The sequence below is a fragment of the Pseudomonas sp. EA_65y_Pfl1_P113 genome (assembly GCF_963970525.1).
GTDB lineage: Bacteria > Pseudomonadota > Gammaproteobacteria > Pseudomonadales > Pseudomonadaceae > Aquipseudomonas > Aquipseudomonas tritici.
In genome coordinates this window covers 42,138-67,540 of the sequence record NZ_CAXAQM010000008.1, presented here as the reverse complement: position 1 = coordinate 67,540, position 25,403 = coordinate 42,138, and the positions used below count along the sequence as shown (strand labels likewise).

General features: G+C 57.1%; 21 protein-coding genes. 14 read left to right on the top strand and 7 right to left on the bottom strand.

What is annotated here, in order from left to right:
- Window positions 1-10 precede the first annotated feature (10 nt).
- Window positions 11-979, top strand: coding sequence for an ABC transporter ATP-binding protein (locus AACY52_RS10065; protein WP_339417438.1), 969 nt, complete (start codon window positions 11-13; stop codon window positions 977-979).
- Window positions 979-1,950 (top strand): peptide ABC transporter ATP-binding protein, encoded by a 972-nt coding sequence (locus AACY52_RS10060; protein ID WP_016976250.1) that lies wholly within the window; start codon window positions 979-981, stop codon window positions 1,948-1,950. The genes AACY52_RS10065 and AACY52_RS10060 overlap by 1 nt, the downstream gene beginning before the upstream one ends.
- Before the next feature lie 147 nt (window positions 1,951-2,097).
- On the opposite strand, the gene AACY52_RS10055 is transcribed toward AACY52_RS10060, so the two are convergent.
- The gene (locus tag AACY52_RS10055) at window positions 2,098-2,355 is read right to left on the bottom strand and encodes a hypothetical protein (protein ID WP_339468436.1); all 258 of its coding nucleotides are present in this window, start codon (window positions 2,353-2,355) and stop codon (window positions 2,098-2,100) included.
- A gap of 535 nt (window positions 2,356-2,890) precedes the next feature.
- On the opposite strand from AACY52_RS10055, the gene AACY52_RS10050 reads away from it, so the two are divergent.
- The 5 genes from AACY52_RS10050 to AACY52_RS10030 all read left to right on the top strand — a co-directional run bounded on the left by AACY52_RS10050 (window position 2,891) and on the right by AACY52_RS10030 (window position 7,785).
- Window positions 2,891-3,991, top strand: coding sequence for an alpha-xenorhabdolysin family binary toxin subunit A (locus AACY52_RS10050; protein WP_339560464.1), 1,101 nt, complete (start codon window positions 2,891-2,893; stop codon window positions 3,989-3,991).
- A 17-nt stretch (window positions 3,992-4,008) separates the two neighbouring features.
- Window positions 4,009-5,013 (top strand): alpha-xenorhabdolysin family binary toxin subunit B, encoded by a 1,005-nt coding sequence (locus tag AACY52_RS10045; RefSeq protein ID WP_339560463.1) that lies wholly within the window; start codon window positions 4,009-4,011, stop codon window positions 5,011-5,013.
- A 76-nt stretch (window positions 5,014-5,089) separates the two neighbouring features.
- The gene (locus tag AACY52_RS10040; protein ID WP_339560462.1) at window positions 5,090-6,073 is read left to right on the top strand and encodes a hypothetical protein; all 984 of its coding nucleotides are present in this window, start codon (window positions 5,090-5,092) and stop codon (window positions 6,071-6,073) included.
- An 11-nt stretch (window positions 6,074-6,084) separates the two neighbouring features.
- The gene (locus AACY52_RS10035) at window positions 6,085-7,140 is read left to right on the top strand and encodes a hypothetical protein (protein ID WP_339560461.1); all 1,056 of its coding nucleotides are present in this window, start codon (window positions 6,085-6,087) and stop codon (window positions 7,138-7,140) included.
- 90 nt (window positions 7,141-7,230) lie between these two features.
- Window positions 7,231-7,785 (top strand): protein tyrosine phosphatase, encoded by a 555-nt coding sequence (locus AACY52_RS10030; RefSeq protein WP_339540000.1) that lies wholly within the window; start codon window positions 7,231-7,233, stop codon window positions 7,783-7,785.
- Between the two features lie 131 nt (window positions 7,786-7,916).
- Here AACY52_RS10030 and AACY52_RS10025 read toward each other — a convergent pair whose 3' ends face one another.
- Both AACY52_RS10025 and AACY52_RS10020 read right to left on the bottom strand, forming a co-directional pair.
- The gene (locus AACY52_RS10025) at window positions 7,917-8,162 is read right to left on the bottom strand and encodes a hypothetical protein (protein WP_339468430.1); all 246 of its coding nucleotides are present in this window, start codon (window positions 8,160-8,162) and stop codon (window positions 7,917-7,919) included.
- 156 nt (window positions 8,163-8,318) lie between these two features.
- Entirely contained in the window at window positions 8,319-9,902 is a 1,584-nt protein-coding gene (locus AACY52_RS10020; RefSeq protein ID WP_339417435.1) for a peptide chain release factor 3, read from the bottom strand.
- Window positions 9,903-10,261: 359 nt separating this feature from the next.
- Here AACY52_RS10020 and AACY52_RS10015 point away from each other — a divergent pair, with 359 nt between their 5' ends.
- From AACY52_RS10015 to AACY52_RS09995, 5 genes are all read left to right on the top strand, one after another.
- Window positions 10,262-10,951, top strand: coding sequence for an ABC transporter permease (locus AACY52_RS10015; RefSeq protein WP_339438014.1), 690 nt, complete (start codon window positions 10,262-10,264; stop codon window positions 10,949-10,951).
- A gap of 19 nt (window positions 10,952-10,970) precedes the next feature.
- Complete coding sequence (locus AACY52_RS10010) at window positions 10,971-11,864, top strand: glycine betaine ABC transporter substrate-binding protein (protein WP_339417434.1); 894 nt, start codon at window positions 10,971-10,973, stop codon at window positions 11,862-11,864.
- Between the two features lie 15 nt (window positions 11,865-11,879).
- Window positions 11,880-12,533 carry an ABC transporter permease gene (locus AACY52_RS10005; RefSeq protein ID WP_339417433.1) on the top strand — a complete coding sequence of 218 codons (654 nt, stop codon included), beginning with the start codon at window positions 11,880-11,882 and terminating at the stop codon, window positions 12,531-12,533.
- Complete coding sequence (locus tag AACY52_RS10000; RefSeq protein ID WP_339417432.1) at window positions 12,530-13,687, top strand: ABC transporter ATP-binding protein; 1,158 nt, start codon at window positions 12,530-12,532, stop codon at window positions 13,685-13,687. Before AACY52_RS10005 ends, AACY52_RS10000 begins: the two co-directional genes overlap by 4 nt.
- A 413-nt stretch (window positions 13,688-14,100) precedes the next feature.
- Complete coding sequence (locus AACY52_RS09995) at window positions 14,101-15,264, top strand: type III PLP-dependent enzyme (protein WP_032861941.1); 1,164 nt, start codon at window positions 14,101-14,103, stop codon at window positions 15,262-15,264.
- Between the two features lie 49 nt (window positions 15,265-15,313).
- Here the strand turns inward: AACY52_RS09995 and AACY52_RS09990 are convergent, their stop codons facing one another.
- Together AACY52_RS09990 and AACY52_RS09985 are read right to left on the bottom strand one after the other, a co-directional pair.
- Window positions 15,314-16,063: a tetratricopeptide repeat protein gene (locus AACY52_RS09990; protein ID WP_339560460.1), complete on the bottom strand. Its 750-nt coding sequence runs from the start codon at window positions 16,061-16,063 to the stop codon at window positions 15,314-15,316.
- A 1-nt stretch (window position 16,064) separates the two neighbouring features.
- Window positions 16,065-16,745, bottom strand: a complete 681-nt coding sequence (locus AACY52_RS09985) for a Fe2+-dependent dioxygenase (RefSeq protein ID WP_339417430.1) — start codon at window positions 16,743-16,745, stop codon at window positions 16,065-16,067.
- 204 nt (window positions 16,746-16,949) lie between these two features.
- On the opposite strand from AACY52_RS09985, the gene AACY52_RS09980 reads away from it, so the two are divergent.
- Window positions 16,950-19,235 carry a TonB-dependent siderophore receptor gene (locus AACY52_RS09980; protein WP_339560459.1) on the top strand — a complete coding sequence of 762 codons (2,286 nt, stop codon included), beginning with the start codon at window positions 16,950-16,952 and terminating at the stop codon, window positions 19,233-19,235.
- A gap of 136 nt (window positions 19,236-19,371) precedes the next feature.
- Complete coding sequence (locus tag AACY52_RS09975) at window positions 19,372-21,897, top strand: sulfite reductase flavoprotein subunit alpha (RefSeq protein ID WP_339560458.1); 2,526 nt, start codon at window positions 19,372-19,374, stop codon at window positions 21,895-21,897.
- Between the two features lie 70 nt (window positions 21,898-21,967).
- On the opposite strand, the gene AACY52_RS09970 is transcribed toward AACY52_RS09975, so the two are convergent.
- Both AACY52_RS09970 and AACY52_RS09965 read right to left on the bottom strand, forming a co-directional pair.
- Entirely contained in the window at window positions 21,968-23,509 is a 1,542-nt protein-coding gene (locus tag AACY52_RS09970) for an alkaline phosphatase D family protein (protein WP_339437873.1), read from the bottom strand.
- 185 nt (window positions 23,510-23,694) lie between these two features.
- Window positions 23,695-25,398 (bottom strand): PTS fructose-like transporter subunit IIB, encoded by a 1,704-nt coding sequence (locus AACY52_RS09965; RefSeq protein ID WP_339436122.1) that lies wholly within the window; start codon window positions 25,396-25,398, stop codon window positions 23,695-23,697.
- Window positions 25,399-25,403 lie beyond the last annotated feature (5 nt).

The window sequence follows — 25,403 nt, the reverse complement described above, 5'->3', positions numbered from 1 at the left end:
GGAGATTCCCATGTCACTGTTAGAAATCAAGAATCTCAACGTCCGCTTCGGCGACAAGACCGCCGTGCCGGTGGTCGATGGCCTCGACGTTTCGGTCGACAAAGGCGAAGTACTGGCGATCGTTGGCGAGTCGGGTTCGGGTAAATCCGTGACCATGATGGCGCTGATGGGCCTGATCGAGCATCCCGGCATCGTCACCGCCGACGCGCTGAACTTTGACGGCAAGGACATGCTCAAGCTGAGCAACCGCCAGCGTCGCCAGATCGTCGGCAAAGACCTGTCGATGGTGTTCCAGGACCCGATGACCGCGCTGAACCCCAGCTACACCGTGGGTTTCCAGATTGAAGAAGTCTTGCGCCTGCATTTGAAGATGTCCGGCAAGCAAGCGCGCAAGCGTGCCATCGAACTGTTGGAAAAGGTTGAAATCCCAGGCGCCGCCAGCCGTATGGACGCCTACCCGCACCAACTGTCCGGCGGCATGAGCCAGCGTGTGGCTATCGCGATGGCGATTGCCGGCGAGCCGAAGCTGCTGATCGCCGACGAACCGACCACCGCGCTGGACGTGACCATCCAGGCGCAGATCATGGAACTGCTGCTGGCCCTGCAGAAAGAACAGAACATGGGCCTGGTGCTGATCACCCACGACCTCGCGGTCGTGGCGGAAACCGCCCAGCGCGTGTGCGTGATGTACGCCGGCCAAGCCGTGGAAGTCGGCCAGGTGCCGCAGTTGTTCGACATTCCGGCGCACCCCTACAGCGAAGCGCTGCTCAAGGCGATCCCCGAGCACAGCCTCGGCGCCACGCGCCTGGCCACGCTGCCGGGTATCGTTCCTGGTCGTTACGACCGCCCGCAGGGTTGCCTACTGTCACCACGTTGCCCGTACGTGCAGGAATCCTGCCGTGCCCAGCGTCCTGACCTTGACCCGAAAACCAACAGCCTCGCGCGCTGCTTCTACCCCTTGAATCAGGAGGTGGCGTAATGGCCGTCGTTCTTACCGCCCGCGACCTTACCCGTCACTACGAAGTGTCCCGTGGCCTGTTCAAGGGCCATGCTCTGGTACGTGCGCTCAATGGCGTGTCCTTTGAGCTGGAAGCCGGCAAGACCCTCGCCGTTGTTGGCGAGTCGGGTTGCGGCAAATCCACCCTGGCCCGTGCGCTCACGCTGATTGAGGAGCCATCTTCCGGGTCCTTGAAAATCGCCGGCCAGGAAGTCGCCGGCGCCGACAAGGCCCAGCGCAAGCAATTGCGCAAAGACGTGCAGATGGTGTTCCAAAGCCCCTACGCCTCATTGAACCCACGGCAGAAAGTCGGCGATCAACTCGGCGAGCCGCTGCTGATCAACACCAACCTGTCCGCCGCCGAACGCCGCGAAAAAGTGCAGGCGATGATGAAGCAAGTGGGCCTGCGCCCTGAGCATTATCAGCGTTACCCGCACATGTTCTCCGGTGGTCAGCGCCAGCGTATCGCCCTCGCGCGCGCGATGATGTTGCAACCGAAAGTGCTGGTGGCGGATGAACCGACCTCGGCACTCGACGTGTCGATCCAGGCCCAGGTGCTTAACCTGTTCATGGACCTGCAGCAGGAATTCAACACGGCCTACGTGTTCATTTCCCACAACCTGGCCGTGGTGCAACACGTTGCCGATGATGTGATGGTGATGTACCTCGGTCGCCCGGTGGAAGTCGGCCCCAAGGAAGACATCTACGCCCGCCCGCTGCACCCGTACACCCAGGCGTTGCTGTCGGCGACCCCGACCATTCACCCGGACCCGAACAAGCCGAAAATCAAGATCGTTGGCGAACTGCCCAACCCGCTGAACCCGCCGCCCGGCTGCGCCTTCCACAAGCGCTGCCCGTACGCAACTGCGCGGTGCAGCACCGAGGAGCCGCAACTGCGCGCCTTGGATAACCGCCAGGTGGCTTGCCACTACGCGGAGCAGTTTGTCGCGTAAGCCCCTGCGCGGGTCTGCTTTTGTGGCGAGGGATGCTCCCTCGCCACAGTAGTCCGACTCCAGGATTGGAGTGATACAGCGTTCTACAACCCTTCCCATCAGGTTGCGCATCAGCCTGGCGGGAGGGGTTTTTCTTTTGGGCGAGGCCTACGTCTGGCTATCGCCTTCGTCGTCCGAATCGTCGCTGTCCGGCTCATCGGTGGTGGAGTCATCGTCGTCCTGGCTGCCGCCCTGGTCCTTGTCGCCGGGTTCAGCCTCGGACTTGGCCAATTGCAGATCCTGGCTGTGCACCGCAGTCAATGCAGCACCGCCCTGCACCGGATTATGCGCCCAGGCCGACGACGTCCCCAACGACAACAGCACCAGCACCTTTATCAACAGCACGACTCGTTGAAAAATACTCATGGTTGATTCCGCCCAGTCAGTAGGTAAATCCCACGCGACAGCCGTTCACCGTCGCCAGCGTTGACGCTAGTCCCAATGCCGGGTTTACGCCAGGCCTCAGGTGTCGCCGTTGTCGTAAGTTTCGCTGTCTTCGCCTTTTGAATCGATGGGTTTCACCACTGTGGTTTGGACAGTGCCGCAGAGCTTGATGCCACGTCCCTAATATCGACGTACCGCACCGTAATAGCTAAACACTGAAGTCCGCATAAGCGGCGTTGAGCTATTCCAATAGATTATTAATCCAAACGTCATTATTCCTAATGCATTGCCCCCAACCACTGAGCAAACAAAGAAACCTTTGTTTATCGAGTGCAAAGCACCCACATTTAAAATCCCCAGCATTCACAACCTATTGTTTTTAAACCCCACTCATCAATATTTTATAGCCGGCCCAAAAAAAAACAAAATGTCAACTGTTAAAACCAACAGTATATCGATTTAAAAACGCCTGCTAGATTCAGAACTTAACAAACCCGCTTAACATAAGGAACAATCCATGAGTACCGCTATCGAGTACACCCCACCGAATGCAAAAGTCACCGCCAACGATGTGGAAAAAGTGAAAAAGTACGTAACTCAAGGATTAGCACTTCCGACAACGTTACCGGCTATTGCTTACGCCTATAACGGAACTGTTGTAGACAATGGAATCAGTGACACCGAACTTCTTGCCACGTTTTCAACTATCCATGGGCATGCCGCCAAATGGTCACCTCTGGAGACTGAAATTATAAAAGTAGCTGTTTCCCTCAAAAGGTTTGCAGAAGACCTCAAGGACTATACGGAACCTGCCATTGAAGAGATTAAAGCGTTGCCGGGATACAGCAATTACGCGCTCCAAACGAGTAGCCTGACCGAAGATCAGATCAGTACGTTTAAATCCCCTTTAGATGAAGGGGATACCACGACACAAAACACCTATAAGACCATCGACGAATACGTCGTTGCCATAATTCAATCCATTCAAAACAAACAAGCTGAAGCCACCGCGATAAAAAGCCAATTAGTGGCCTTCGACATGGACCTGAACGCAATTGAAGTCGATGTAGGTCAAAAGGCAGCGAGAGCATTGGCCTCCCACACATTGACGGAGCTTAGAGATATTACTGCAAGGCTGGTTGCCATTAATAATGAAGTCAGCGATCTAAGAAAAGAATCAAAATACAGTGTTGGCGAGTGGTTTTTATTTGCCACTCTTGTAGTCCCAGTGATCGGTGTGCCCGTGACTGCCGGGTACTTTGCTAGTCGGGACAGTGCCTTTAGCGCCAAAATTGACGCCCTGCATAACGAAGAAAGTATGTTACTGACCCGGCAGGCCGATCTCCAAAAAGTCGCAGCAGTACTGAATAACATTCATTCCGCGATGCGCAGCCTTGGCATTTTTACAAAAGGTGCCATCGACGGCATGATGCAAATCGAAGCATTGTGGACTGCAACGCTCGCGGAAATCATCGCCTCCAAGAACCTACTGAGCAAGACCAAAGACTTCAGCGAACTGGCAATTTTTATTATAAAAATGACCGCCGTGCTCGCCCGGTGGAAGAAAATCAAAGACTACATGAATGACATGACACGCGCCTTTGGCCAAAGAAACTAAGCCTGGAGTACACAAAAATGACCGTTGCATTAATCACGCCGTATAAGCCTAGTATTTTTAAGGCCAGAATCCTCATCCACGAATACGCGAACATCAAACTGAGCAACGCCTATATCCCGGCACTAAGCCAGGAACTACAAAGCCTTAAGACCTCTCTTGACAATACCGATCGCGTCTTTAACGATTCTCTAAGCAAAGTTTCGAGCACTTTAGATGTCACCGAGATCAGAAACTATTTGGACATTCTCAATGGCTCGACGGATGAATCCAGTATCGCTCCCTATAATAAAGAGCTGAAAAAGGCTCTTGAAGTACTCAAGTCGGAACTTGAAACGCTTTCACGCGACATGAAGTCTTCCTTGGGTAACTTTGAAACAGCCACCATCAGCGACTATTCCGGGGAGATTTCCACGTTAGAGGCTGAACGCACTAGATTGCTTAGCAACCTTCCCGAAGACCAAAAAAAATTAAGCAACCTTCGGGAGCAATGTGATGTGCTTGAGAAGGCAATCATTGAGTTCAAATCAAAGACGTTCATTGATAAAGGAATGCCCATTTTTGACGAAATTCAAAAAGCGGTCACAGAGGTTATTGACCAACCTTCCGAAAAATCGAAAACGGCGGTCAGGGCGGGGATGAACATTGCCAAAGACCTGCTGAACATTGCGAACGAACAGCTTAAATACAATAACCTGGTTGAAGCGCGCGACAAATTAGCGGGTGAAATCGCTATTTGGCAGGCACAAATGAGCTATGAGCAAAAACAGGTCGATATTATAGATGATAAAAAATCACAACTGATGGCGCTTTCCGACATTGCTGAGCCTCGCACGTTATATGTAGTGGAGGCGCGAAAAATTATTGATATGCTTGTAGCCCTTATAAATAATGTGTTCGTCAATAGCGATTTAATTAGCAGAGAAGGGCTTATCGCCGCGACGGATAAGCTCCTGGAGAATTGTCCTGCGTTCCCAAATCATATTGACTCACTCGGGTACTACTGGCTACGCGAGGCGCAATGAAAAAACCTCTAAAACACTTAACCTCGATAAAAACTGTTGGCTTTTCCAACTAAAAATCTGCAACGAGGAATTTACTATGGACGCGTCAGTAATCACTCTTTTTCTAGATGAGAGCTCATCTAAGTGCATAAGCTCAGAAAACTTTTTTTTGGATGAGATTAGCAACAGTGGAGGATGGAAATACGTACTTCTCGACGCTGTCGACTGGCATAATAAAACCTGGTCTAACCAGCCGCATTATTGGACAGGCCATCAAAACAAACGTGAACAGTTTGCGGAGAACGCCGAGACCTATTCAGCGCTACGCGAGCATTTAAGCGAAGAGACTTTTTCTGTACGAGGCAAACTTTTACATATTGCTGAAAACCTCCAACTATTTGGAAGTTCCGCAATCGAATTAATCGATAGTTCATCTGCTGGCACCAATACTCAAAATTTCACTCAGGCACAGATAGACTCCCTGGACTCTTCGTTATTGAGCGTTGAAGACTGCTCTTGCGTCCAGAGTTTTTCAAGCCATATGGACGCACTTTACACGACAACGTCCAGCGCGCTGGAAGACGTCGCGATCTTTCAAAACAAAGTATCTGAATGTAAACTTCTTTTAGCTAACAACGTGCGCCCCACCATTGAGGCCGTACTAGCCTTTAATTGCCCAACTGCAGAAGACTTTTATAAAAACACTCGTACAGCTATAGATAACGCCAACCTAAATGGAACATCGGAATATCTAGCACTGACTCTGGAGGGCATGTACTTAGACCTACAAACCGCTTTAGAGTACCAGCATATGCTCCCTCCTTCACCGCTACATTTTAATGGACTACTTGAAACTTTCATGAAGTTCTCCGAAAACATATGCCGCGTGCTACCGGCATTATCAAAGTTTGAAGTGCTTTGGATAGAAACGCTCAGCTTCATTAAAAACTCGAAAGAAAACGCCGAAAACATTCAAACCGTAAAAATGCTTAAAGTTTTCAGAACCAGAATGCAAAAAATAATGAATGATTGGAACAATGTAAAAGCCCTCCTAGGGGCACAGCCCATCCCTTTACAGTGAGTGGAAAGAAGTTGCCTTTTTTCAATCTTGAACTTCGCTGGCCGGTAAAACCCAACACGCTCAATGAGGAACTCACCGTGGACAAATTGACCATTGATCTTTTTCTAGTGGAAAACTCCTCCAACTGCTTAAAACCAAAATGGAATTACTGGAGTGTAATTGAAGCAATGAATGACGGATGGGAAGCTACACTTTTAGACGCTGTCAAATGGTTCGAAGAACGCTGGCCTGGCAAATCTCACTATTGGTCAGGCGACCAAAAAAAACTTGAACAATTCGCTAAAGACCTGAATACCTATGCAGAGTCCTACGACGATCTTGACGTAGAAACCTTAGCTGTTCGGAACGACCTTTTAATTATCGCCGAGAAAATAAATTTATTTGGCGACTCAGTTATTAAAGTCATCGATAACACGTCAGCTGGCACCAACACTCAAAATTTCACACAAGCACAAATAGATGCGCTTGACGCTTCGTTATTGAGCGTCAATGACTGCGCCGGTGTTCTGAGTTTTTCGAGTTACATGGATGCATTAAGCAACGCAACCTCTAACGCGGTCGACCAGGTTTCCGCATATCAAAAAAAGATTTCCGATCTGAAATTACTTTTAGCCAACAACGTGCGCCCTACTGTTGACGGCGCGTTAGCCCTATGTGGCAAAACCGTAAACAACGTTCTAAATAATGCTCGTACTGTAATACACGACGCGAACAAAAACGGAACCTCTTCAAGCGTAGCGTTGACTTTGGAAAAGATGTACTCGGACCTACAAGACGCTGTGGACTCAGATTATTATTATCCAGACCCATCCCCATTGTCTTATAATAATGTATTAGAAGCATTTATCGAACTTTCCGAATCTTTATCCCTCGTGCAGCCAGCGCTATCCCAATTTGAACTGCTTTGGATAGAAACGCACAGTTTCATTCTAAACTCCAAACAAAACGCCGACACAATTCAAACCGTAAAAATGCTTAAAGTTTTCAGAACCAGAATGCAAAAAATAATGAATGATTGGAGTAATGTGAAAACCCTTCTAGGCGCACAGCCCATCCCCCTCCAGTGAGACAAAACCTTCTTGATACAACCGCCTGCGCAAGCAATTTCAGCACCCCAAATAGCACTTAAGCCAACCCGTTAACTTGAGAACACCAAAATGAAAAAGAGCGTTAGCACCCTCCCAGGTTATGTTGCAAACCTCTCTCACAACAAAGTGATCGTGTTCCAAAATTGGATCACCTTCGTTCAAGGTACGACCCGAGTATTCCGAAGCTCGCAACCCTACTATAACGGCACAGATGACACGCCTCAAAAATTTGATGCTGCCGCAGTTGCGCTCTTAAATAACTACGGAATCAAAGGCCTTATCAGCCTAAATAAAAAACTGCTAGACAGCACCAGTGCAGCGGTAATAAGTGCGGCTAACATCACCTACCACCACCTTGCGGTCAAAGACTTTGATGCACCCACAGCTCCAGAGCTTTTGCAGGGTTGCAAGTCAATCGATAGTGCGCTGAGCAAAGGCAATGTTTTGGTTTTCTGTGGTTTTGGCCAAGGAAGAACAGGAACGATGATCACGGCTTATGAGATATATAAACTACCCAAAGGCAGTGCGACCTCCAAACTGGACGCCATCATCGCCACCTCTACCGCAGAGACCAATGACCAGGAAGCAAGTCTGCGATCACTCTACAAGCTGCTAAACCCCTAGAAAGCCTGCGTTGCGTTGAGCATAAGAGTGGCCATCGTGGCCACTCTCTATCTTCTCAATCAAACCTTGCAGCGCTGGCGCGGCATAGCAGTCTCGAGGCGAAGTACGAGATACCGGATTTACGCCAGGGATCAAGTGTCGCCGTCGTCGTAGGTTTCGCTGTCTTCGCCTTCGTTATAGGGGTTTTCTGCGTCTTCCTTCGGGGCGGGCTGGACTTGCGGCTGCCAGCTGCCGGAGTTGACTTCTTGTTGCTTTTTCTTGGAGACGGGGCCGGTGTCTTTCCACTGCGGTGTACCCGCGTCTGCTAGTACAGCGACGGCGGACAATCCCAAGCCTGCGAGCAATACCAAGTGGATGATGCGTTGAACACTACGCAAAGCGATCTCCTTTTCAGTTCCTGGATAGAGCAACGCTAGACCGGATGCGAGTTTCTCGCCAATCCCATGCCGAATGAAAATCGAAATGTGAGTTTTGCATTGTTCATAAAAAAGGGTGAAGCCATCACAGCTTCACCCTTCGATACCGCTCAGACCTTAGTGGTGCTCACGCGTCGCACGGAATTTCACATCCGGCCAGCGCTCTTCCATCAGCGCCAGGTTGACCCGCGTCGGCGCCAGGTAGGTCAGGTGACCACCGCCGTCGATCGCCAGGTTTTCCACGGCCTTGTTGGAGAACTCTTCCAACTTCTTCTTATCGCTGCAATCGATCCAGCGCGCGGAGTACACGGTGATCGGCTCGTAGGAGCACTCGACCTTGTATTCCTCTTTCAGGCGGCTGGCGACCACATCGAACTGCAGCACACCGACGGCGCCGAGGATGATGTCGTTGCTGCGCTCGGGGAAGAACACCTGGGTGGCGCCCTCTTCCGCGAGTTGCTGCAAGCCTTGGCGCAGTTGCTTGGATTTCAGCGGGTCGCGCAGGCGCACGCGGCGGAACAGTTCCGGGGCGAAGTGCGGGATACCGGTGAAGCCCAGCGCTTCGCCTTCGGTGAAGGTGTCGCCGATCTGGATGGTGCCGTGGTTGTGCAGACCGATAATGTCGCCGGCGTAGGCTTCTTCGAGCTGTTCACGCTCGGAGGAGAAGAACGTCAGGGCGTCGCCGATACGCAAGTCCTTGCCGGTGCGCACGTGGCGCATCTTCATGCCTTTTTCGTATCTACCGGAGCAGATGCGCATGAAGGCAATACGGTCGCGGTGTTTCGGGTCCATGTTCGCCTGGATCTTGAACACGAAGCCGGTGAATTTCTCTTCAACAGGCTCAACGGTGCGCTCGTTGGCAACGCGGGCCAGGGGTTTGGGTGCCCAGTCCACCACGGCGTCGAGCACGTGGTCGACACCGAAGTTACCCAAGGCCGTCCCAAAAAACACCGGGGTCAGCTGACCGTCGAGGAATTCTTGCTGGTTGAATTCATGGCAGGCGCCCTGCACCAGTTCCAACTGGTCGACGAAGCGGTCGTACTCGTCACCCAGGTGGGCGCGGGCTTCGTCCGAATCGAGTTTCTCGATGATCTTGACGTCGGTGCGCTCGTGACCGTGGCCGGCGGTGTAGACAATGATGTAATCATCGGCCAGGTGGTACACGCCCTTGAAGTCGCGGTAGCAACCAATCGGCCAGGTGATCGGCGCGGCCTTGATCTTCAAGACGGCTTCGATTTCATCCAACAGCTCGATCGGGTCGCGGATGTCGCGGTCGAGTTTGTTGATGAAGCTGACGATCGGCGTATCACGCAGACGGCACACGTCCATCAGCGCGATGGTCCGTGGCTCGACACCTTTACCGCCGTCGAGAACCATCAACGCGGAGTCGACCGCGGTCAGGGTGCGATAGGTGTCTTCGGAGAAGTCTTCGTGGCCCGGGGTGTCGAGCAGGTTGACCATGTGGTCGCGATACGGGAACTGCATGACCGACGTGGTAATGGAGATACCCCGTTGTTTTTCCATTTCCATCCAGTCAGAGGTGGCATGGCGGTCGGATTTGCGGGATTTCACCGTGCCTGCCACCGCGATTGCCTTGCCCATCAGCAACAGCTTCTCGGTGATGGTGGTTTTACCGGCATCGGGGTGGGAAATAATGGCGAAAGTGCGGCGTTTCGCGACTTCGGCGGCCTGGTGGGTCATGGGAAATCGCCTGGCAGGTGAGTCAAAAAAGGGCGGCGAGTATAGCGCAAACCCAGGCGGCCAGACCACCGTTCAGCCCATTGGGGGTGGCTAAATGCTGCCAAGTGTGGAACCTTTTAAAAGGTAGAGACGTCCACTCCCCTCATGCCGTACTCGGAACAGGGGCTGATAAATCAGCAAGTTAGCCTGACGAGGCTGCGCTCATGGCTCGATCGCATACCGCGTTGCCGGTATCGGCGAGCTGCATTTCGCGACCACATTCAGAGGCAGCCAGCAATGGCATTGCCGCTCGGAAATGTGGACGCCGACAGAAGAAAAAAAGGAGTCCGCCTGTGGCTATTCGCTATGGCAAAGGGCTTATGGGAGGAGCGGTTGTCGTCGCTCTCCTGGCCCTGCTGGTCCACTGGATCGGCATAGACACGATCGAACAGTACCGCGACGATTTGTTGTTTTACCTGCAAGCTCATTTGATCCTGGTGCTTGTCTCCATGCTGGCCGCCCTGATTGTGGGCATCCCCGCCGGTATCCTGCTAAGCCGACCGAACATGGCTGGGCGCGCAGAACGCTTCATGCAGATCTTCAACATCGGCAACACCGTCCCGCCCCTGGCCGTACTGGCCATCGCCCTGGGCGTCCTCGGCATCGGCAGCGGGCCGGCGATCTTCGCGCTGTTCCTCGCTTCCCTACTGCCCATCGTGCGCAACACCTACGAAGGCCTGAAAAACGTCCAGGGCTCCCTGAAAGAAGCCGCCACCGGCATTGGCATGACGCCGCGCCAGGTGCTGTTTCGCGTGGAACTGCCCAACGCTGTCCCAATCATCATCGGCGGTGTACGCGTGGCCCTGGCGATCAATGTGGGGACGGCACCGCTGGCGTTCCTGATTGGCGCCAACAGCCTCGGCAGCCTGATCTTCCCTGGCATAGCCCTGAACAACCACTCGCAGTTGCTGCTCGGTGCCGCATGCACCGCGTTGTTGGCATTGCTGCTCGACGCTTTGGTGACTATGACCAGCCGCCTCTGGCTGGAACGCGGGTTGCGTCCGTCTTAGGCCTGAAACAGGAACCAACATGAAAAAACTGACCTTGATATTGAGCTGCGTCCTGCTGTTCGCAGGTTTTGCGCAAGCCGCTGAAAAGCCGGTGATCCGCATCGGCGCCCGCGTCTTCACCGAGCAGACCTTGCTCGCCGAAATCACTGCCCAGTACCTGCGCACCAAGGGCTACGACACGCGCGTAACCGGCGGCCTGGGTAGCAATCTGGCACGCAGTGCCCAGGAAAGCGGGCAACTGGATATGCTCTGGGAATACACCGGGGTGTCACTGGTGAATTACAACCATGTGGACGAGAAACTCAACAGCGAACAGTCCTACGCACGAGTGAAGGAACTCGACGCGAAAAAAGGCCTCGCCTGGCTGTCGCCGTCGAAATTCAGTAACACCTACGCGTTGGCGCTGCCAGAAAACGTGGCCAAGGAATTTCCGCAGATCAACACCATCAGCGACTTGACCCAAGCCCTGGCGCAAACCACCAAAGGTACACGCCTGGTGGCCCTTGACACAGAGTTCGCTAACCGCTCCGACGGTATGGACGGCATGGTCAAGCTGTACGACATGAACCTGACCCGCGAAAACACACGCCAGATGGACGCCGGCCTGGTCTATACCGCGCTACGTAATGGCCAGGTGTTTGCCGGTTTGGTCTACACCACCGACGGTCGCCTAAGTGCCTTCAAATTGAAGCTGCTGGAAGACGACAAACATTACTTCCCCGACTACACCGCCGCGCCGGTGGTGCGCCAGGCGTACCTCGATGCTCACCCGCAACTGGCGGCTGACCTCAAGCCGTTGGCCGCGCTGTTCGACGATGAAACCATGCGCCAGTTGAACGCACGCGTCGACGTCGACCATGAAAGCCCGTCCAGCGTGGCCGCAGATTTCCTGCGCCAACATCCGATCAACTAATTAAGAGGAGAAGACATGGAATTTCTGAACGCCTTTTCCCATCTTGATTGGGTACTCGTCCTGCATCTGACCTGGCAGCACATCACCTTGGTCGGCCTCGCCGTGATCCTGGCGATTGTCGTCGGCGTGCCCCTGGGCGTACTCATGACGCGTTTCCCAACCCTGGCCGGCCCACTGCAGGCAAGCGCCACAGTGCTACTGACCGTGCCCTCCATTGCCCTGTTCGGCCTGTTGCTGCCGTTTTACTCCAAATTCGGCCAGGGCCTGGGGCCCATGCCGGCGATCACCGCCGTGTTCCTCTACTCCCTGTTGCCGATCATGCGTAACACCTACCTCGCCCTCACTGGTGTGGAACCGGGCATCCGTGAAGCCGCCAAAGGCATCGGCATGACCTTCGGCCAGCGCCTGCGCATGGTCGAGCTGCCTATCGCCGTGCCGGTGATCCTCGCCGGTGTACGCACCGCCGTGGTGATGAATATTGGCGTAATGACCATCGCCGCCACCATCGGCGCCGGTGGCCTGGGTGTACTTATTCTGGCTTCCATCAGCCGCAGCGACATGTCGATGCTGATCGTTGGCGCCGTGCTGGTCAGTCTCCTGGCCATCTTCGCCGACCTGCTTTTGCAATGGCTGCAACGCTCGCTGACTCCAAAAGGACTGCTCAAATGATCGAACTTCAACACCTGACCAAGACTTTTCAAAGCAACGGCAAGACTGTTTCTGCCGTCAACGACGTAAGCCTGACCGTCAACGAAGGCGAGATTTGCGTATTCCTCGGCCCTTCGGGCTGCGGCAAGAGCACCACGCTGAAAATGATCAACCGCCTGATCAAGCCCACCTCGGGCAAGATTCTGATCAACGGCGAAGACACCACCGACCTCGACGAAGTGACACTGCGCCGCAACATCGGTTATGTGATCCAGCAGATCGGCCTGTTCCCGAACATGACCATCGAGGAAAACATCGTGGTCGTGCCCAAACTACTGGGCTGGGACAAGCAGAAATGCCACGACCGCGCCCGCGAGTTGATGAGCATGATCAAGCTGGAACCCAAGCAATACCTGCATCGCTACCCGCGCGAATTGTCGGGCGGCCAGCAACAGCGTATCGGCGTGATCCGCGCACTGGCGGCCGATGCGCCGCTGCTGCTGATGGATGAGCCGTTCGGCGCGGTCGACCCGATCAACCGCGAGATGATCCAGAACGAATTCTTCGAGATGCAACGCGCGCTGAACAAGACCGTGATCATGGTCAGCCACGACATCGACGAAGCCATCAAGCTGGGCGACAAGATCGCGATCTTCCGCGCCGGCAAGCTGCTGCAGATCGATCACCCGGACACCTTGCTGGCGCACCCGGCCGACGAGTTCGTCAGCAACTTCGTGGGCCAGGACAGCACCCTCAAGCGCCTATTGCTGGTGAAAGCCGAAGACGCAGCGGACAACGCGCCGTCTGTGAGCCCGGAAACAGCGGTGGCCGAAGCATTGGAATTGATGGATGAAACTGACCGCCGCTATGTGGTGGTCACTTGTGCCGAGAACAAGGCGCTGGGGTATGTACGACGTCGCGACCTGCACCGTCAGACCGGTACTTGCGGGCAGTACCTGCGCGAATTCAACGCCACGGCGGCGTATGACGAGCATTTGCGCATCCTGTTGTCGCGCATGTACGAGTTCAACCGCTCGTGGTTGCCGGTGATGGATGCGGAGCGGGTGTTCCTGGGCGAGGTGACACAGGAGTCGATTGCTGAGTACCTGAGCTCGGGTAAATCGCGTGGGGGCAAGACCAGTATCGTTTCGCCTGCTGAGACTGCTTTAGCCTGACCTGACACAACTCGGTTAAAACTGTGGGAGCAAGCCCGCTCCCACATTTGGATCTGCCGGGTGTCAGCAATTCCCGCGAATTCGCCCCCTTCGGGGAACATCATTCCGTCACACCGGTCGGTTACATAAGTAGCTGTACCGGTCCTCGCGACGAACGCGTGCAAAAACGCGACATTTTTAGTTGATCCCACGCCCATCAAGCCCTAAAGTTCGCGCCGAACGTCCATGCTGGAAACGATCCATCCGGCTCAAGTACTGACGACGAGACAGCAAGGCCAAGGGAAGCGGTTACGCCCATGGCCTTTTTGCTTTCGGCGACATGCCTTGGGAAGTAGGCGAACCAAAGTGGGGATACGGAGGACGTTCATTTGCACCCATTGATTAATACAGTTTGCCCTTAGGAGTCTCCCAGCATGTCGATCAACGTCGAAGATTATTTCGCGCGCGCCACTTTTGATAAAATGAAGGCGTTCGCCGACAAGCAAGAAACCCCGTTCGTGGTGATCGACACCGCGATGATCAGCCAGGCCTACGATGACCTGCGCGCCGGTTTCGAATTCGCCAAGGTCTACTACGCAGTCAAGGCCAACCCAGCCGTCGAGATCATCGACCTGCTCAAGGACAAAGGTTCGAGCTTCGACATCGCCTCGATCTACGAGCTGGACAAAGTGATGGACCGCGGCGTCAGCGCCGACCGTATCAGCTACGGCAACACCATCAAGAAATCCAAGGACATCCGCTACTTCTACGAGAAGGGCGTGCGCCTGTTCTCTACCGACTCCGAAGCCGACCTGCGCAACATCGCCAAGGCCGCGCCGGGTTCGAAAGTGTATGTGCGTATCCTCACCGAAGGCTCGACCACGGCTGACTGGCCTTTGTCGCGCAAATTCGGCTGCCAGACCGACATGGCCATGGACCTGCTGATCCTCGCCCGCGACCTGGGCCTGGTGCCTTACGGCATTTCGTTCCACGTAGGCTCGCAACAGCGCGACATCAGCGTGTGGGACGCGGCGATCGCAAAGGTCAAAGTGATCTTCGAACGCCTGAAAGAAGAAGACGGCATTCACCTCAAGCTGATCAACATGGGCGGTGGCTTCCCGGCCAACTACATCACCCGCACCAACAGCCTGGAAACCTACGCCGAGGAAATCATCCGTTTCCTCAAGGAAGACTTTGGCGATGAACTGCCGGAAATCATCCTTGAGCCGGGCCGTTCGTTGATTGCCAACGCCGGTATCCTGGTCAGCGAAGTCGTGCTGGTCGCGCGTAAATCGCGCACCGCCGTCGAGCGCTGGGTTTACACGGACGTGGGCAAATTCTCCGGCCTGATCGAAACCATGGACGAAGCCATCAAGTTCCCGATCTGGACCGAGAAGAAAGGCGAGATGGAAGAAGTGGTCATCGCCGGCCCGACCTGCGACAGCGCCGACATCATGTACGAAAACTACAAGTACGGCCTGCCGCTGAACCTGGCGATTGGTGATCGTTTGTACTGGCTGTCGACCGGCGCGTACACCACCAGCTACAGCGCGGTTGAGTTCAATGGGTTTCCGCCGTTGAAGTCGTTCTACGTGTAAGACGGCTGCCAATAAAAAACCCATGACATGTCATGGGTTTTTTTATGCGTCAGCAAAGGCTGTCGGCACGTTGCAGGTAGGCGTCTGCCATTGCCCTGACCTGCGGATCACTTGCCGCCGCCAGAGCCTTGTGTGCCGTTCGCAGAAACTTCAAATTCCCGCTACTCAACGCCTTGCGCAACCACGCCAGCGCCGTCTCAATCTGGCCTCTGTCCGCCAGCACCGCCGCGTAACTGAACTGCCCGCGAAAATCACCGCCTTCGGCCGAGCGTCGGTACCAGTGCACTGCAGCATCCAGGTCCCGTGGGCAGAATTGGCCCTCTTCCAGATAACGGCCCAGCAGATTCATCGACTTGGCGTGTCCTTGTTCGGCTGCCTGCAGATACAAGGCCAGTGCGTGTAGTGGGTCCTCGGCAACCCCGCGCCCTGTGGCCAGCAGATTGGCGTAGTTGTACTGGCCCCAATCCAACCCGGCCTCGGCGGCCATACGGTATTCGCGTGCAGCGGCCGCCTCGTCCGCAGCGCATCCCCAGCCATGTTCCAGGCAACGCCCGGCCATATTGCGCGCCATCAAATGCCCGCCCTGTGCCGCGATCTGAAACCAGCGCAACGCCAGCGCCTCATCGCGCGCAATGCCGCGCCCTTGCAGCAAGATTTGCCCGAGCAGCGCCTGGGCATCGACCACACCCTCCTTCGCCGCGATCAAGATCGCCTGGGCAGCGCGTACCGGCGAGTCGTCGAGCATGCTTTGCAGCTGCTCAATGTTGAGCACTTCTTCGCGTCGCAATAAAAAGCCCATGTCAGACCTCGACCCAGCGGCGCAGCAGGTTGTGGTAAGTGCCCGTAAGCTGGATCAGCGCCGGATGGTCGGGGACATCGGCGGTCAGTTGCTGGATCGCGCCGTCCATTTCGAACAGCAAGGTGCGCTGGCTGTCTTCGCGCACCAGGCTTTGGGTCCAGAAGAACGAGGCGTAACGCGCGCCACGGGTCACGGCGTTGACTTTGTGCAGGCTGGAGCCGGGGTACAGCACCAGGTCACCGGCCGGTAACTTCACGCGCTGCAGGCCGAAAGTGTCCTGGATCACCAGTTCGCCACCGTCGTATTCGTCCGGGTCGCTGAAAAACAGCGTGGACGACAGATCGGTGCGCACGCGCTCGTGGCTGCCTTTGGGCTGGCGCACGGCGTTGTCGATATGAAAGTCGAAACTGCCCCCCGCGGTATAGCAGTTGAGCAACGGCGGAAAGACCTTGTGCGGTAACGCCGCTGACATAAACAACGGGGTTTGCCACAAACGCTCAAGCATCGCCGCGCCGATTTCCTTGGCAAGCGGGTGGCCCTCAGGTAACTGCAGGTTGTGCTTGGCCTTGGCGGATTGATGCCCGGCGGTGATTTTACCGTCGGCCCAATCGGCATTTTCCAGGGCATGGCGGATGCGCTGTACTTCCTCGCGAGAGAACAGGCCGGGGATGTGCAGCAGCATGGGCAATACCTGGGATCAGAGAAGCGCCAATGGTATTGATTCTTATCCGCCCTGTAAAACAGGTCGACGAATGAGTTCGTAAATACCGTAAGCAAAAAGTGTAAAGAATGTAAATTCAGTGCAATTAGCAATATATCTCAATTGATAGAAATACTTGTTACCACTATATTCCGCGGCCTCACATCCTTGGGGAAAGGACACGTCATGTCGCGCACTACTACAAAAATACCTGCCAGTTCACCACGCATGCTGGCTTCGGCCATCGGCGTTGCGCTCAGCGCCAGCTCTGTTGCCCACCTGGCGCAGGCGGCTGAAGACACTGAACAAAAAGGCCAGCGCAACAGCATCTCCCTGGGCGCCACCAGCATCACCGGGGAAGAACAGGACAACACCTCCTACCAGGTCGAAAAAGCCTCGTCGCAGAAATACACCGCGCCGCTGGTCGACACCCCGCGCTCGGTCACCGTGGTGCCACAACAAGTGCTCAAGGACACCGCGGCCACCTCGTTGCAGGACGCCTTGCGCACCGTACCGGGCATTACCTTCGGCGCCGGAGAAGGCGGGAACCCCCAGGGCGACCGTCCGTTCATCCGTGGTTTTGACGCCCAGGGCGACACCTACCTGGACGGCGTGCGCGACACCGGTGGCCAGAGCCGGGAGATCTTCGACATCGAGTCGATTGAAGTCAGCAAAGGCCCGAACTCTTCCTTCGGCGGCCGTGGCTCGGCCGGTGGCAGCCTCAACCTGGTGAGCAAGACCCCGCAAGCGCGGGACTTCACCAACGGTGGCTTTACCTACGGTTCCGACCAGACCCGCCGCTACGTGCTCGACGTGAACCGCCAGTTCCTCGACGACAGCGCCGCGTTCCGCCTGAACCTGATGAGCCACGAGCAGAACGTGGCGGGCCGCGACGCGTTGAATTACGACCGTTGGGGCGTAGCGCCGTCGCTGACGTTTGGTCTGGGCACACCGACCCGCGTCAACCTCAGCTACTACCACATGGAAAGCAACGATCTGCCGGACTCGGGGATTCCCTACGGCTACAGCTCGTCGACCGCGACCGCTCACGTGCATGACAAACCCACCGACGGCGGCGACAGCAACAACTTCTACGGCCTCAAGAGCCGCGACTTCCGCAAGACCCGCGCCGATATCAGTACGTTCTCCATCGAGCACGATTTGAACGACAACATGACCCTGAAAAACACCCTGCGTCATGGCAGCACCGGCCAGGATTACGTGCTGACACAGCCGGACGACAGCAAGCTCAACGTCAACAAATACGGCACCGTGTGGCGTCGTGCCAACACCCGCGTATCGACCACCACCACGACCACCAACCAGACCGACCTGTTCGGCAGCTTCCAGGCCTTGGGCTTCAAGCACAGTTACTCCACAGGCCTGGAATTCACCGGTGAAGAAACGCGTGTCAGCGGCTATACCGTAAGCCCGAACACCAACCCGACCTGCACCGTGGCCGGCGGAGGACGGGGTGGCCAGTGCACCTCGCTGAGCAATCCGAACCCGGATGACGCCTGGACCGGTAGCGTCGCGCGCAACTACAACGGCACCCACACCAAGGCCACCAGCCGTGGCGCCTATGTGTTCGACACCATCGAACTCGATCCGAAATGGCTGCTGAACGTCGGCCTGCGCTACGACACCTTTGACACGGTAGCCCACACCAACGCGACCACCGGCCGTACCAAAACCAAGGAAGACAGCCAGTTCTTCAACTGGCAGGCCGGCCTGGTCTGGAAGCCTGTGGAAAACGCCAGCATCTATGCGTCCTACGCAACTTCGGCAACGCCGGCTGGCGGCCTGGTAGGTGAAGGTTCCGACGGCAACCCTCTGTCAGCCGGTGCCGCCACCAGCGATCTGCAACCGGAAGAAACCGTCAACTACGAGCTGGGCACCAAGTGGGACCTGTTCCACGATCGCCTCTCGCTGACTGCCGCCGTATTCCGTACCGAGAAGAAAAACACGCGCATCCTCGTGGATGCCTTGACCTACGAGAACGCTGGCGAATCCCAGGTCGACGGCCTGGAGCTGTCGGCCAGCGGCAAGCTGACCGACCAATGGCAGGTGTTCGCCGGGTACAGCTACCTCGACAGCGAGCTGGTCAAATCCGGACGTAATGGTCGTAACGGTGTGATCAGTGCCGGCTCCAATGAAGGCAACCAAATGCCAAACACGCCGAAGAACACCTTCAGCCTATGGACCACCTACGACGTCACCTCCAAACTCACCATCGGTGGTGGCGCGTTCTACGTTGACGACGTTTACGGCGACGCCGGCAACACCGTTTACGTACCGTCCTACACCCGCTACGACGCCATGGCCAGCTACAAGCTGACCAAGAACGTCGACCTTCAATTGAACGTGCAAAACCTGACCGACAAGGTTTACTACGACAAGGCATTCTCGACCCACTTCGCCAACCAGGCAGCCGGTCGCACGGCACTGTTGACCACCAGCTTCCACTTTTAAACAGCAGCGCCACGCATCAAAAAGCCCCACGCATCGGATGCGTGGGGCTTTTGCGTGTTACACAGAATGTTTCTCGACAAGCCACGGCATAATGCGCGCCGTGCCCTACATATTCAGATAGACGAGGCGGTCAGACGTGTTGAAGAAAACCCTGTTCCAGTTGCACTGGTTCTTTGGCATTACTGCCGGGCTGGTGCTGGCCTTGATGGGGATCACCGGAGCTGCGGTTTCGTTTCAGGATGAGATTCTGCGCGCGCTCAACCCCACGGTACTGAACGTCGAGAAACGCGAAGCGGGTGTGCTGCCGCCCGCCGAGCTGGTGCGCAAACTGGAGGCCACTGAAGGCAAGACCGTGTCCATGCTCTGGGTGGAAAGCGAAAGCGGTAACGCTGCGCGCGTGTTCTTCACCCCGCCGCCCGGCGAGCGCCGTGGCCAGATGCGCTACTTCGACCCCTACACCGGCGACTACATGGGCGACGCCGTCGGCCAGGACGCGTTCGGTTTTATCCTGCAACTGCACCGTTTCCTGGTCATGGGCGAAACCGGCCGGCAGATCACCGGCGCCTGCACGCTGATTCTGGTGTTCTTCTGCCTCTCCGGCTTGTACCTGCGCTGGCCGCGCCAAGTGGCGAGCTGGCGGGCCTGGCTGACGTTGGACTGGCGCAAAAAGGGCCGCAGCTTCAACTGGGACCTGCACTCGGTATTCGGCACCTGGTGCCTGCTGGCCTATCTTCTGTCGGCACTGACCGGGCTGACCTGGTCCTACGATTGGTACAGCCAGGGCCTGACCAAACTGGTGTCCGACGCACCTCACAATGAAAGGGTTCGCAAGCGCGGCCCGGCGCCCGACGGCGCGGCACCAGTGGCCAACTACGACGCCATCTGGAGCAGCATCTACAGCAACGCCGGCCCAGGTTTGAGCGCCTATAACATCCGCATGCCAGCGATCGCGGGGCAACCGGCCACGGTCTATTACCTGCTGAGCAACTCGCCCCATGACCGCGCGCTGAACCAGATCAACCTGGACCCGGCCACCGGCGAGGTTAAATCCCACGACCAATACGCCAGCAAGACGCTCGGCGCCCAATTGCTGACCAGCGTTTATGCGCTGCACACCGGCAGCTATTTTGGCCTGACAGGGCGGATTATCCTCACGGTCAGCTCATTGCTGATGCCGTTGTTCTTCATCACCGGCTGGCTGCTGTACCTGGACCGTCGTCGCAAAAAACGCCAGGTGCGCGATGCACGTCAAGGCCTCACTGCCAATACCAGCGATGCCCCGGCCTGGCTGATCGGCTTTGCCAGCCAGAGCGGTTTTGCCGAACAGCTTGCATGGCAAACGGCTGGGCAACTACAAGCGGCAGGCTTGCCGGTGAAGGTGCAGCCCCTGGGCAGCGTCAGCCAGGATGACTTGCGCCAGTCGGAAAATGCGTTGTTCGTGGTCAGCACCTTCGGTGACGGCGAAGCCCCCGACAGCGCCCGTGGTTTCGAGCGCAGCGTGCTCGGTCAGGACCTGTCTCTCAAAGGTCTGAACTACTCGGTACTGGCATTGGGCGACCGCCAATACGAACACTTCTGCGGTTTTGCACGGCGCCTGAATTTCTGGCTGACCCACCAGGGCGGCAACCCCCTGTTCGCGCCAGTGGAAGTAGACAGCGGTGACACCAGCGCGCTGCTGCACTGGCAACAACAGCTTGGACAACTCACAGGCCACACCGCCGTGGCAGCCTGGCCGACCGCCCAGTACGAAAACTGGACGCTCAGCCAACGCACCCTGCTCAACCACGACAGCAGCGGCTCGAACGTATATTTGCTGGGCCTCACCTCGCCGTCGCCTCAAAGCTGGCAAGCCGGTGATCTGGTGGAAGTGCTGCCACGCAATTGCCCCTGGGCCATCGAACACTTCCTCGGCGGCCTCGGCCTGGTCGGCAGCGATGGCGTATTGATCGACGGCATGGCGCAGTCCCTCAACCAGGCGCTCGCCACGCGCCAACTGCCGGACAACCGCACCCACTTGGTCGGCCTGCACGCCCAGGCCTTGGTGAACGCGTTGGTGCCCCTGGGCATGCGCGAATACTCCATCGCCTCGATTGCCAGCGAGGGCGTGCTGGAGCTGATCGTGCGCCAGGAACGCCACCCCGACGGCAGCCTGGGGTTGGCCAGCGGCTGGCTCACCGAACACGCCAGCATCGGGTCAAGCATCAGCCTGCGCCTGCGTCGCAACAGTGGCTTCCACCTGCCGGAGGCACCGGTGCCGCTGATCCTGCTGGGCAACGGCACCGGCCTGGCAGGCCTGCGCAGCTTGCTCAAGGCGCGGATTGCCGACGGGCAGCAACGCAACTGGCTGCTGTTCGGCGAACGCAATATCGCCCATGACTTCCTGTGCCAGGACGAGCTGCAGGGCTGGTTGGCCAGTGGTGATCTGGCGTTGCTGGACCTGGCGTTTTCCCGCGATCAGACCGATAAGGTCTACGTGCAGGATCGTCTGCGGGAATCAGCCGATGTGCTGCGTAAGTGGCTGAGCGAAGGCGCGGCGATTTATGTGTGCGGGAGTTTGCAGGGGATGGCGGCTGGGGTGGATCAGGCGCTGGTGGATATTCTCGGCAGTGAAGCCGTAGCGCGGTTGATCGAGCAAGGTCGCTACCGCCGGGATGTCTACTGACTTAATCACAATGAAGATCTAACTGTGGGAGCGGACTTGCTCGCTCCCACAGTTTTGATTGCACTCCAAGTCAGACAGGTTGCAGCTTTTGCTCGAATACGCAGACGCCATCCAGATCACGAAGGATGACCGTCAACTCCGCCGTCTGCCCATCAATTTGCACCTCGCCAAAAAACTGGAATCCGGCAAACGGTGAGGTGTTCTGTGCCGGTGGTGCCTTCTCGAACACCACCTCGGGCCCAAAGGTTTTATCCAGCGGATTAGGCCCGAAACTCCCCGCGTTCAGCGGCCCGGCGACAAACTCCCAGAACGGTTCAAAATCCTGGAACGCGGCGCGATCCGGGTGGTAGTGATGCGCCGCGCAGTAGTGCACATCCGCCGTCAACCACACATGGTTGCGCACCTTCTGAGCCCTTAAAAAGCCCAGCAATTCGGCAATTTCCAACTCGCGACCTTGCGGCGCACCCGGGTCATTGTTAGCGATGGCTTCCCAGCGCGCTACACCGGGGCTCACCTCACCATCAGGCACGCCAAGACCAATGGGCATGTCGGCGGCGATCACTTTCCACTGCGCCTGGGACGCCTTGAGTTCGCCCTTGAGCCAGTCCAATTGCTCACGACCGAGGAAGGATTTTTCGCCGCCCAGGTTGTCATCGTTGGGGCCACGATAACTGCGCATATCCAGCACGAACACATCCAACAATGGACCATAACTGAGCTTGCGATAAATCCGCCCGCCGCCATCGGCGCTTTGCCGGCGCATCGGGGAATATTCCAACCAGGCCTGGCGCGCGCGGCCGACCAAGGTGTTGATGTCCTTGGTCTGGTAACGCTCATCGAGCTGCTTGCTCGGCGACCAGTTGTTCACCACTTCGTGGTCGTCCCATTGCCAGATCTGCGGCACCTCGGCGTTGAAGCGACGCACGTTTTCGTCCATCAGGTTGTAGCGGTAATTGCCGCGATATTCATCCAGGGTTTCGGCAACTTTGCTCTTGGCTTCGGTGGTGATATTGCGCCAGATGCGCCCATCTTCAACCTTAAGCTGCGCCGGCACCGGGCCGTCGGCGTAGATGGTGTCGCCGCTGTGGATAAAGAAGTCCGGCAGGCGCAAGCGCATGGCTTCGTAGATGCGCATGCCGCCGATGTCCGGGTTGATGCCGAAGCCTTGGCCGACGGTGTCGCCGCTCCACACAAAACGAATATCACGGCGCTGTTGCGGCACGCTGCGCAGGTGGCCGAACCAGGGTTCGCTGGCGACACCGGTCTGGGCGTCTTCGAAATGCACGCGGTAGAAAATCGCCTGGTCGGCGGGCAGCCCGGTGAGTTCGACACGGGCGGTAAAGTCGGTGCGATTGTCGGCGAGCGGCGAGATGAATGTGCGCGGGTTGCTGAACACGCTGCGGGTGTCCCACTCCACCACCATGCGCGCGGGGCGGTCGCTGCGGCTCCAGATCATCGCGCGGTCGCCGAGCAGGTCGCCGGACTGCACACCGTCAGTGAGTTGCGGGCGGTCCTTCACGGAGGCGATCACTGCCGGGGCCAGGCCCGGCAGTAACAGGCCGGCGCCGACGGCTTGCATCACGCGGCGGCGACCGAGATCGAAGTGGCTCATGCAGGTGCCCTCTTGAGGATCAAAAGGGAAACTTAAGCATGTGCGTATGAATCAGAGATGACACTGATCCCGCGATCAGTTGAGATCAAAATGTGGGAGCGGGCTTGCTCGCGAATACGGTGTATCAGTCGCCACATGTGCTGGCTGATCCACTGCATTCGCGAGCAAGCCCGCGCCCACATTTCTCAGGCCGTGACCGACAGTTCGACCGCTTCAGGCCGCTTGATCAACGCGTAGACCAAACCGGTCAACAAACTACCCGCGACAATCGCCAGCAGATACAACAGCGCATGGTTCATCGCATTCGGGATGATCAGCACAAACAACCCACCATGGGGCGCCGCCAGTTTGCAGCCGAAGTACATCGACAGCGCACCGGTCAAGGCGCCGCCGGCGATGCTGGCCGGGATAACGCGCAGCGGGTCCTTGGCGGCAAACGGGATCGCGCCTTCAGAGATAAAGCACATGCCGAGGATCATCGCCGCCTTGCCGGCTTCGCGTTCGGCCTGGGCGAACTTGCGTCGCGCCAGGAACGTAGCGATGCCCATGCCGATGGGCGGCACCATGCCGGCGGCCATGGTCGCGGCCATCGGTGCACCGCTGGACGCCGCCAGCAAGCCGACCGAGAACGCATACGCCGCCTTGTTGATCGGCCCGCCGAGGTCGACGCACATCATGCCGCCCAGCAGGATGCCCAGCAGCACCGCATTGGTGGTGCCCATGGTGCTGAGGAAGTCAGTAAGGCCCGTGAGCAGACGCGCCACCGGCGGGCCCACCAGGTAGATCATCGCCAGGCCGGTGAACAGGCTTGCCAGCAACGGGATGATCAGGATCGGCTTGAGCGCTTCCAGACTCTGCGGCAATTGCACCGCACGCGAAATGAACTTGACGCAGTAGCCTGCGAGGAAACCGGCGAGGATGCCGCCAATAAAACCCGCGCCCAAGGTGCCCGCCAACAGGCCGCCGATCATCCCCGGCGCAATGCCAGGACGGTCGGCAATCGAGTAGGCGATGTAGCCCGCCAGCAGCGGCACCATCAGCATGAAAGCGCGATCGCCGACGGTTTTCAGCGCAGCGGCGAGCGTGCCCTCTTGTTCAAACGCGTGAATACCGAAGACGAACGACAACGCAATCAACAACCCGCCCGCCACCACCATCGGCAACATGAACGACACGCCGGTCAGCAGGTGTTTGTACACACCGGTTTTTTCTTTCTTGGCCACCGCGCCGCTGGCGGCGCTTTCCACAGCACCTTCGGCGAGGGCCTTGTTGAGGGTGGCTTCGGACTGCTTGAGGGCAATACCGGTGCCGCAGCGGTAGATTTTCTTGCCGGCGAAGCGCTCGGTGGCCACTTCAATATCGGCCGCCAGCAGCACCACGTCGGCATTCGCAATCGCTTGCGGACTCAATGGCGTGCGTGCGCCGACCGAACCCTGGGTTTCGACTTGCAAGTCATAGCCCAAACGCTTGGCCGTCTGCTGCAAGGCTTCGGCGGCCATGAAGGTGTGGGCGACGCCCGTTGGGCAGGCCGTAATCGCGACGATGCGCGGTGTATTTTTGGCTACAGGTGCAGCCGCAACGTAGACCTGCGCCTCTTCGGCGCCGCGACGCAACACGGCGTCGACATCCGCCAGCGCCTGGGCCGGGGTGCTCTGGAACACGCGCTTGCCGACAAACCGTTGCATGTCGACAGGGGTGCTGCTGACCAGCAACACCCACTCAGCGTCATCAATCGTGGCCTGGGACAACTGGCGTTCCGGGCGCTGTACGTCCACCACCTCAACGCTGGTGCTCCAGCCCTGGCGCTGCGCGGCAGCGTCCAACAAGCGAGCGCACAGCACACTGGTGACCATGCCGTTCGGGCAGGCAGTAACAATGGCTAATTTCATCACAA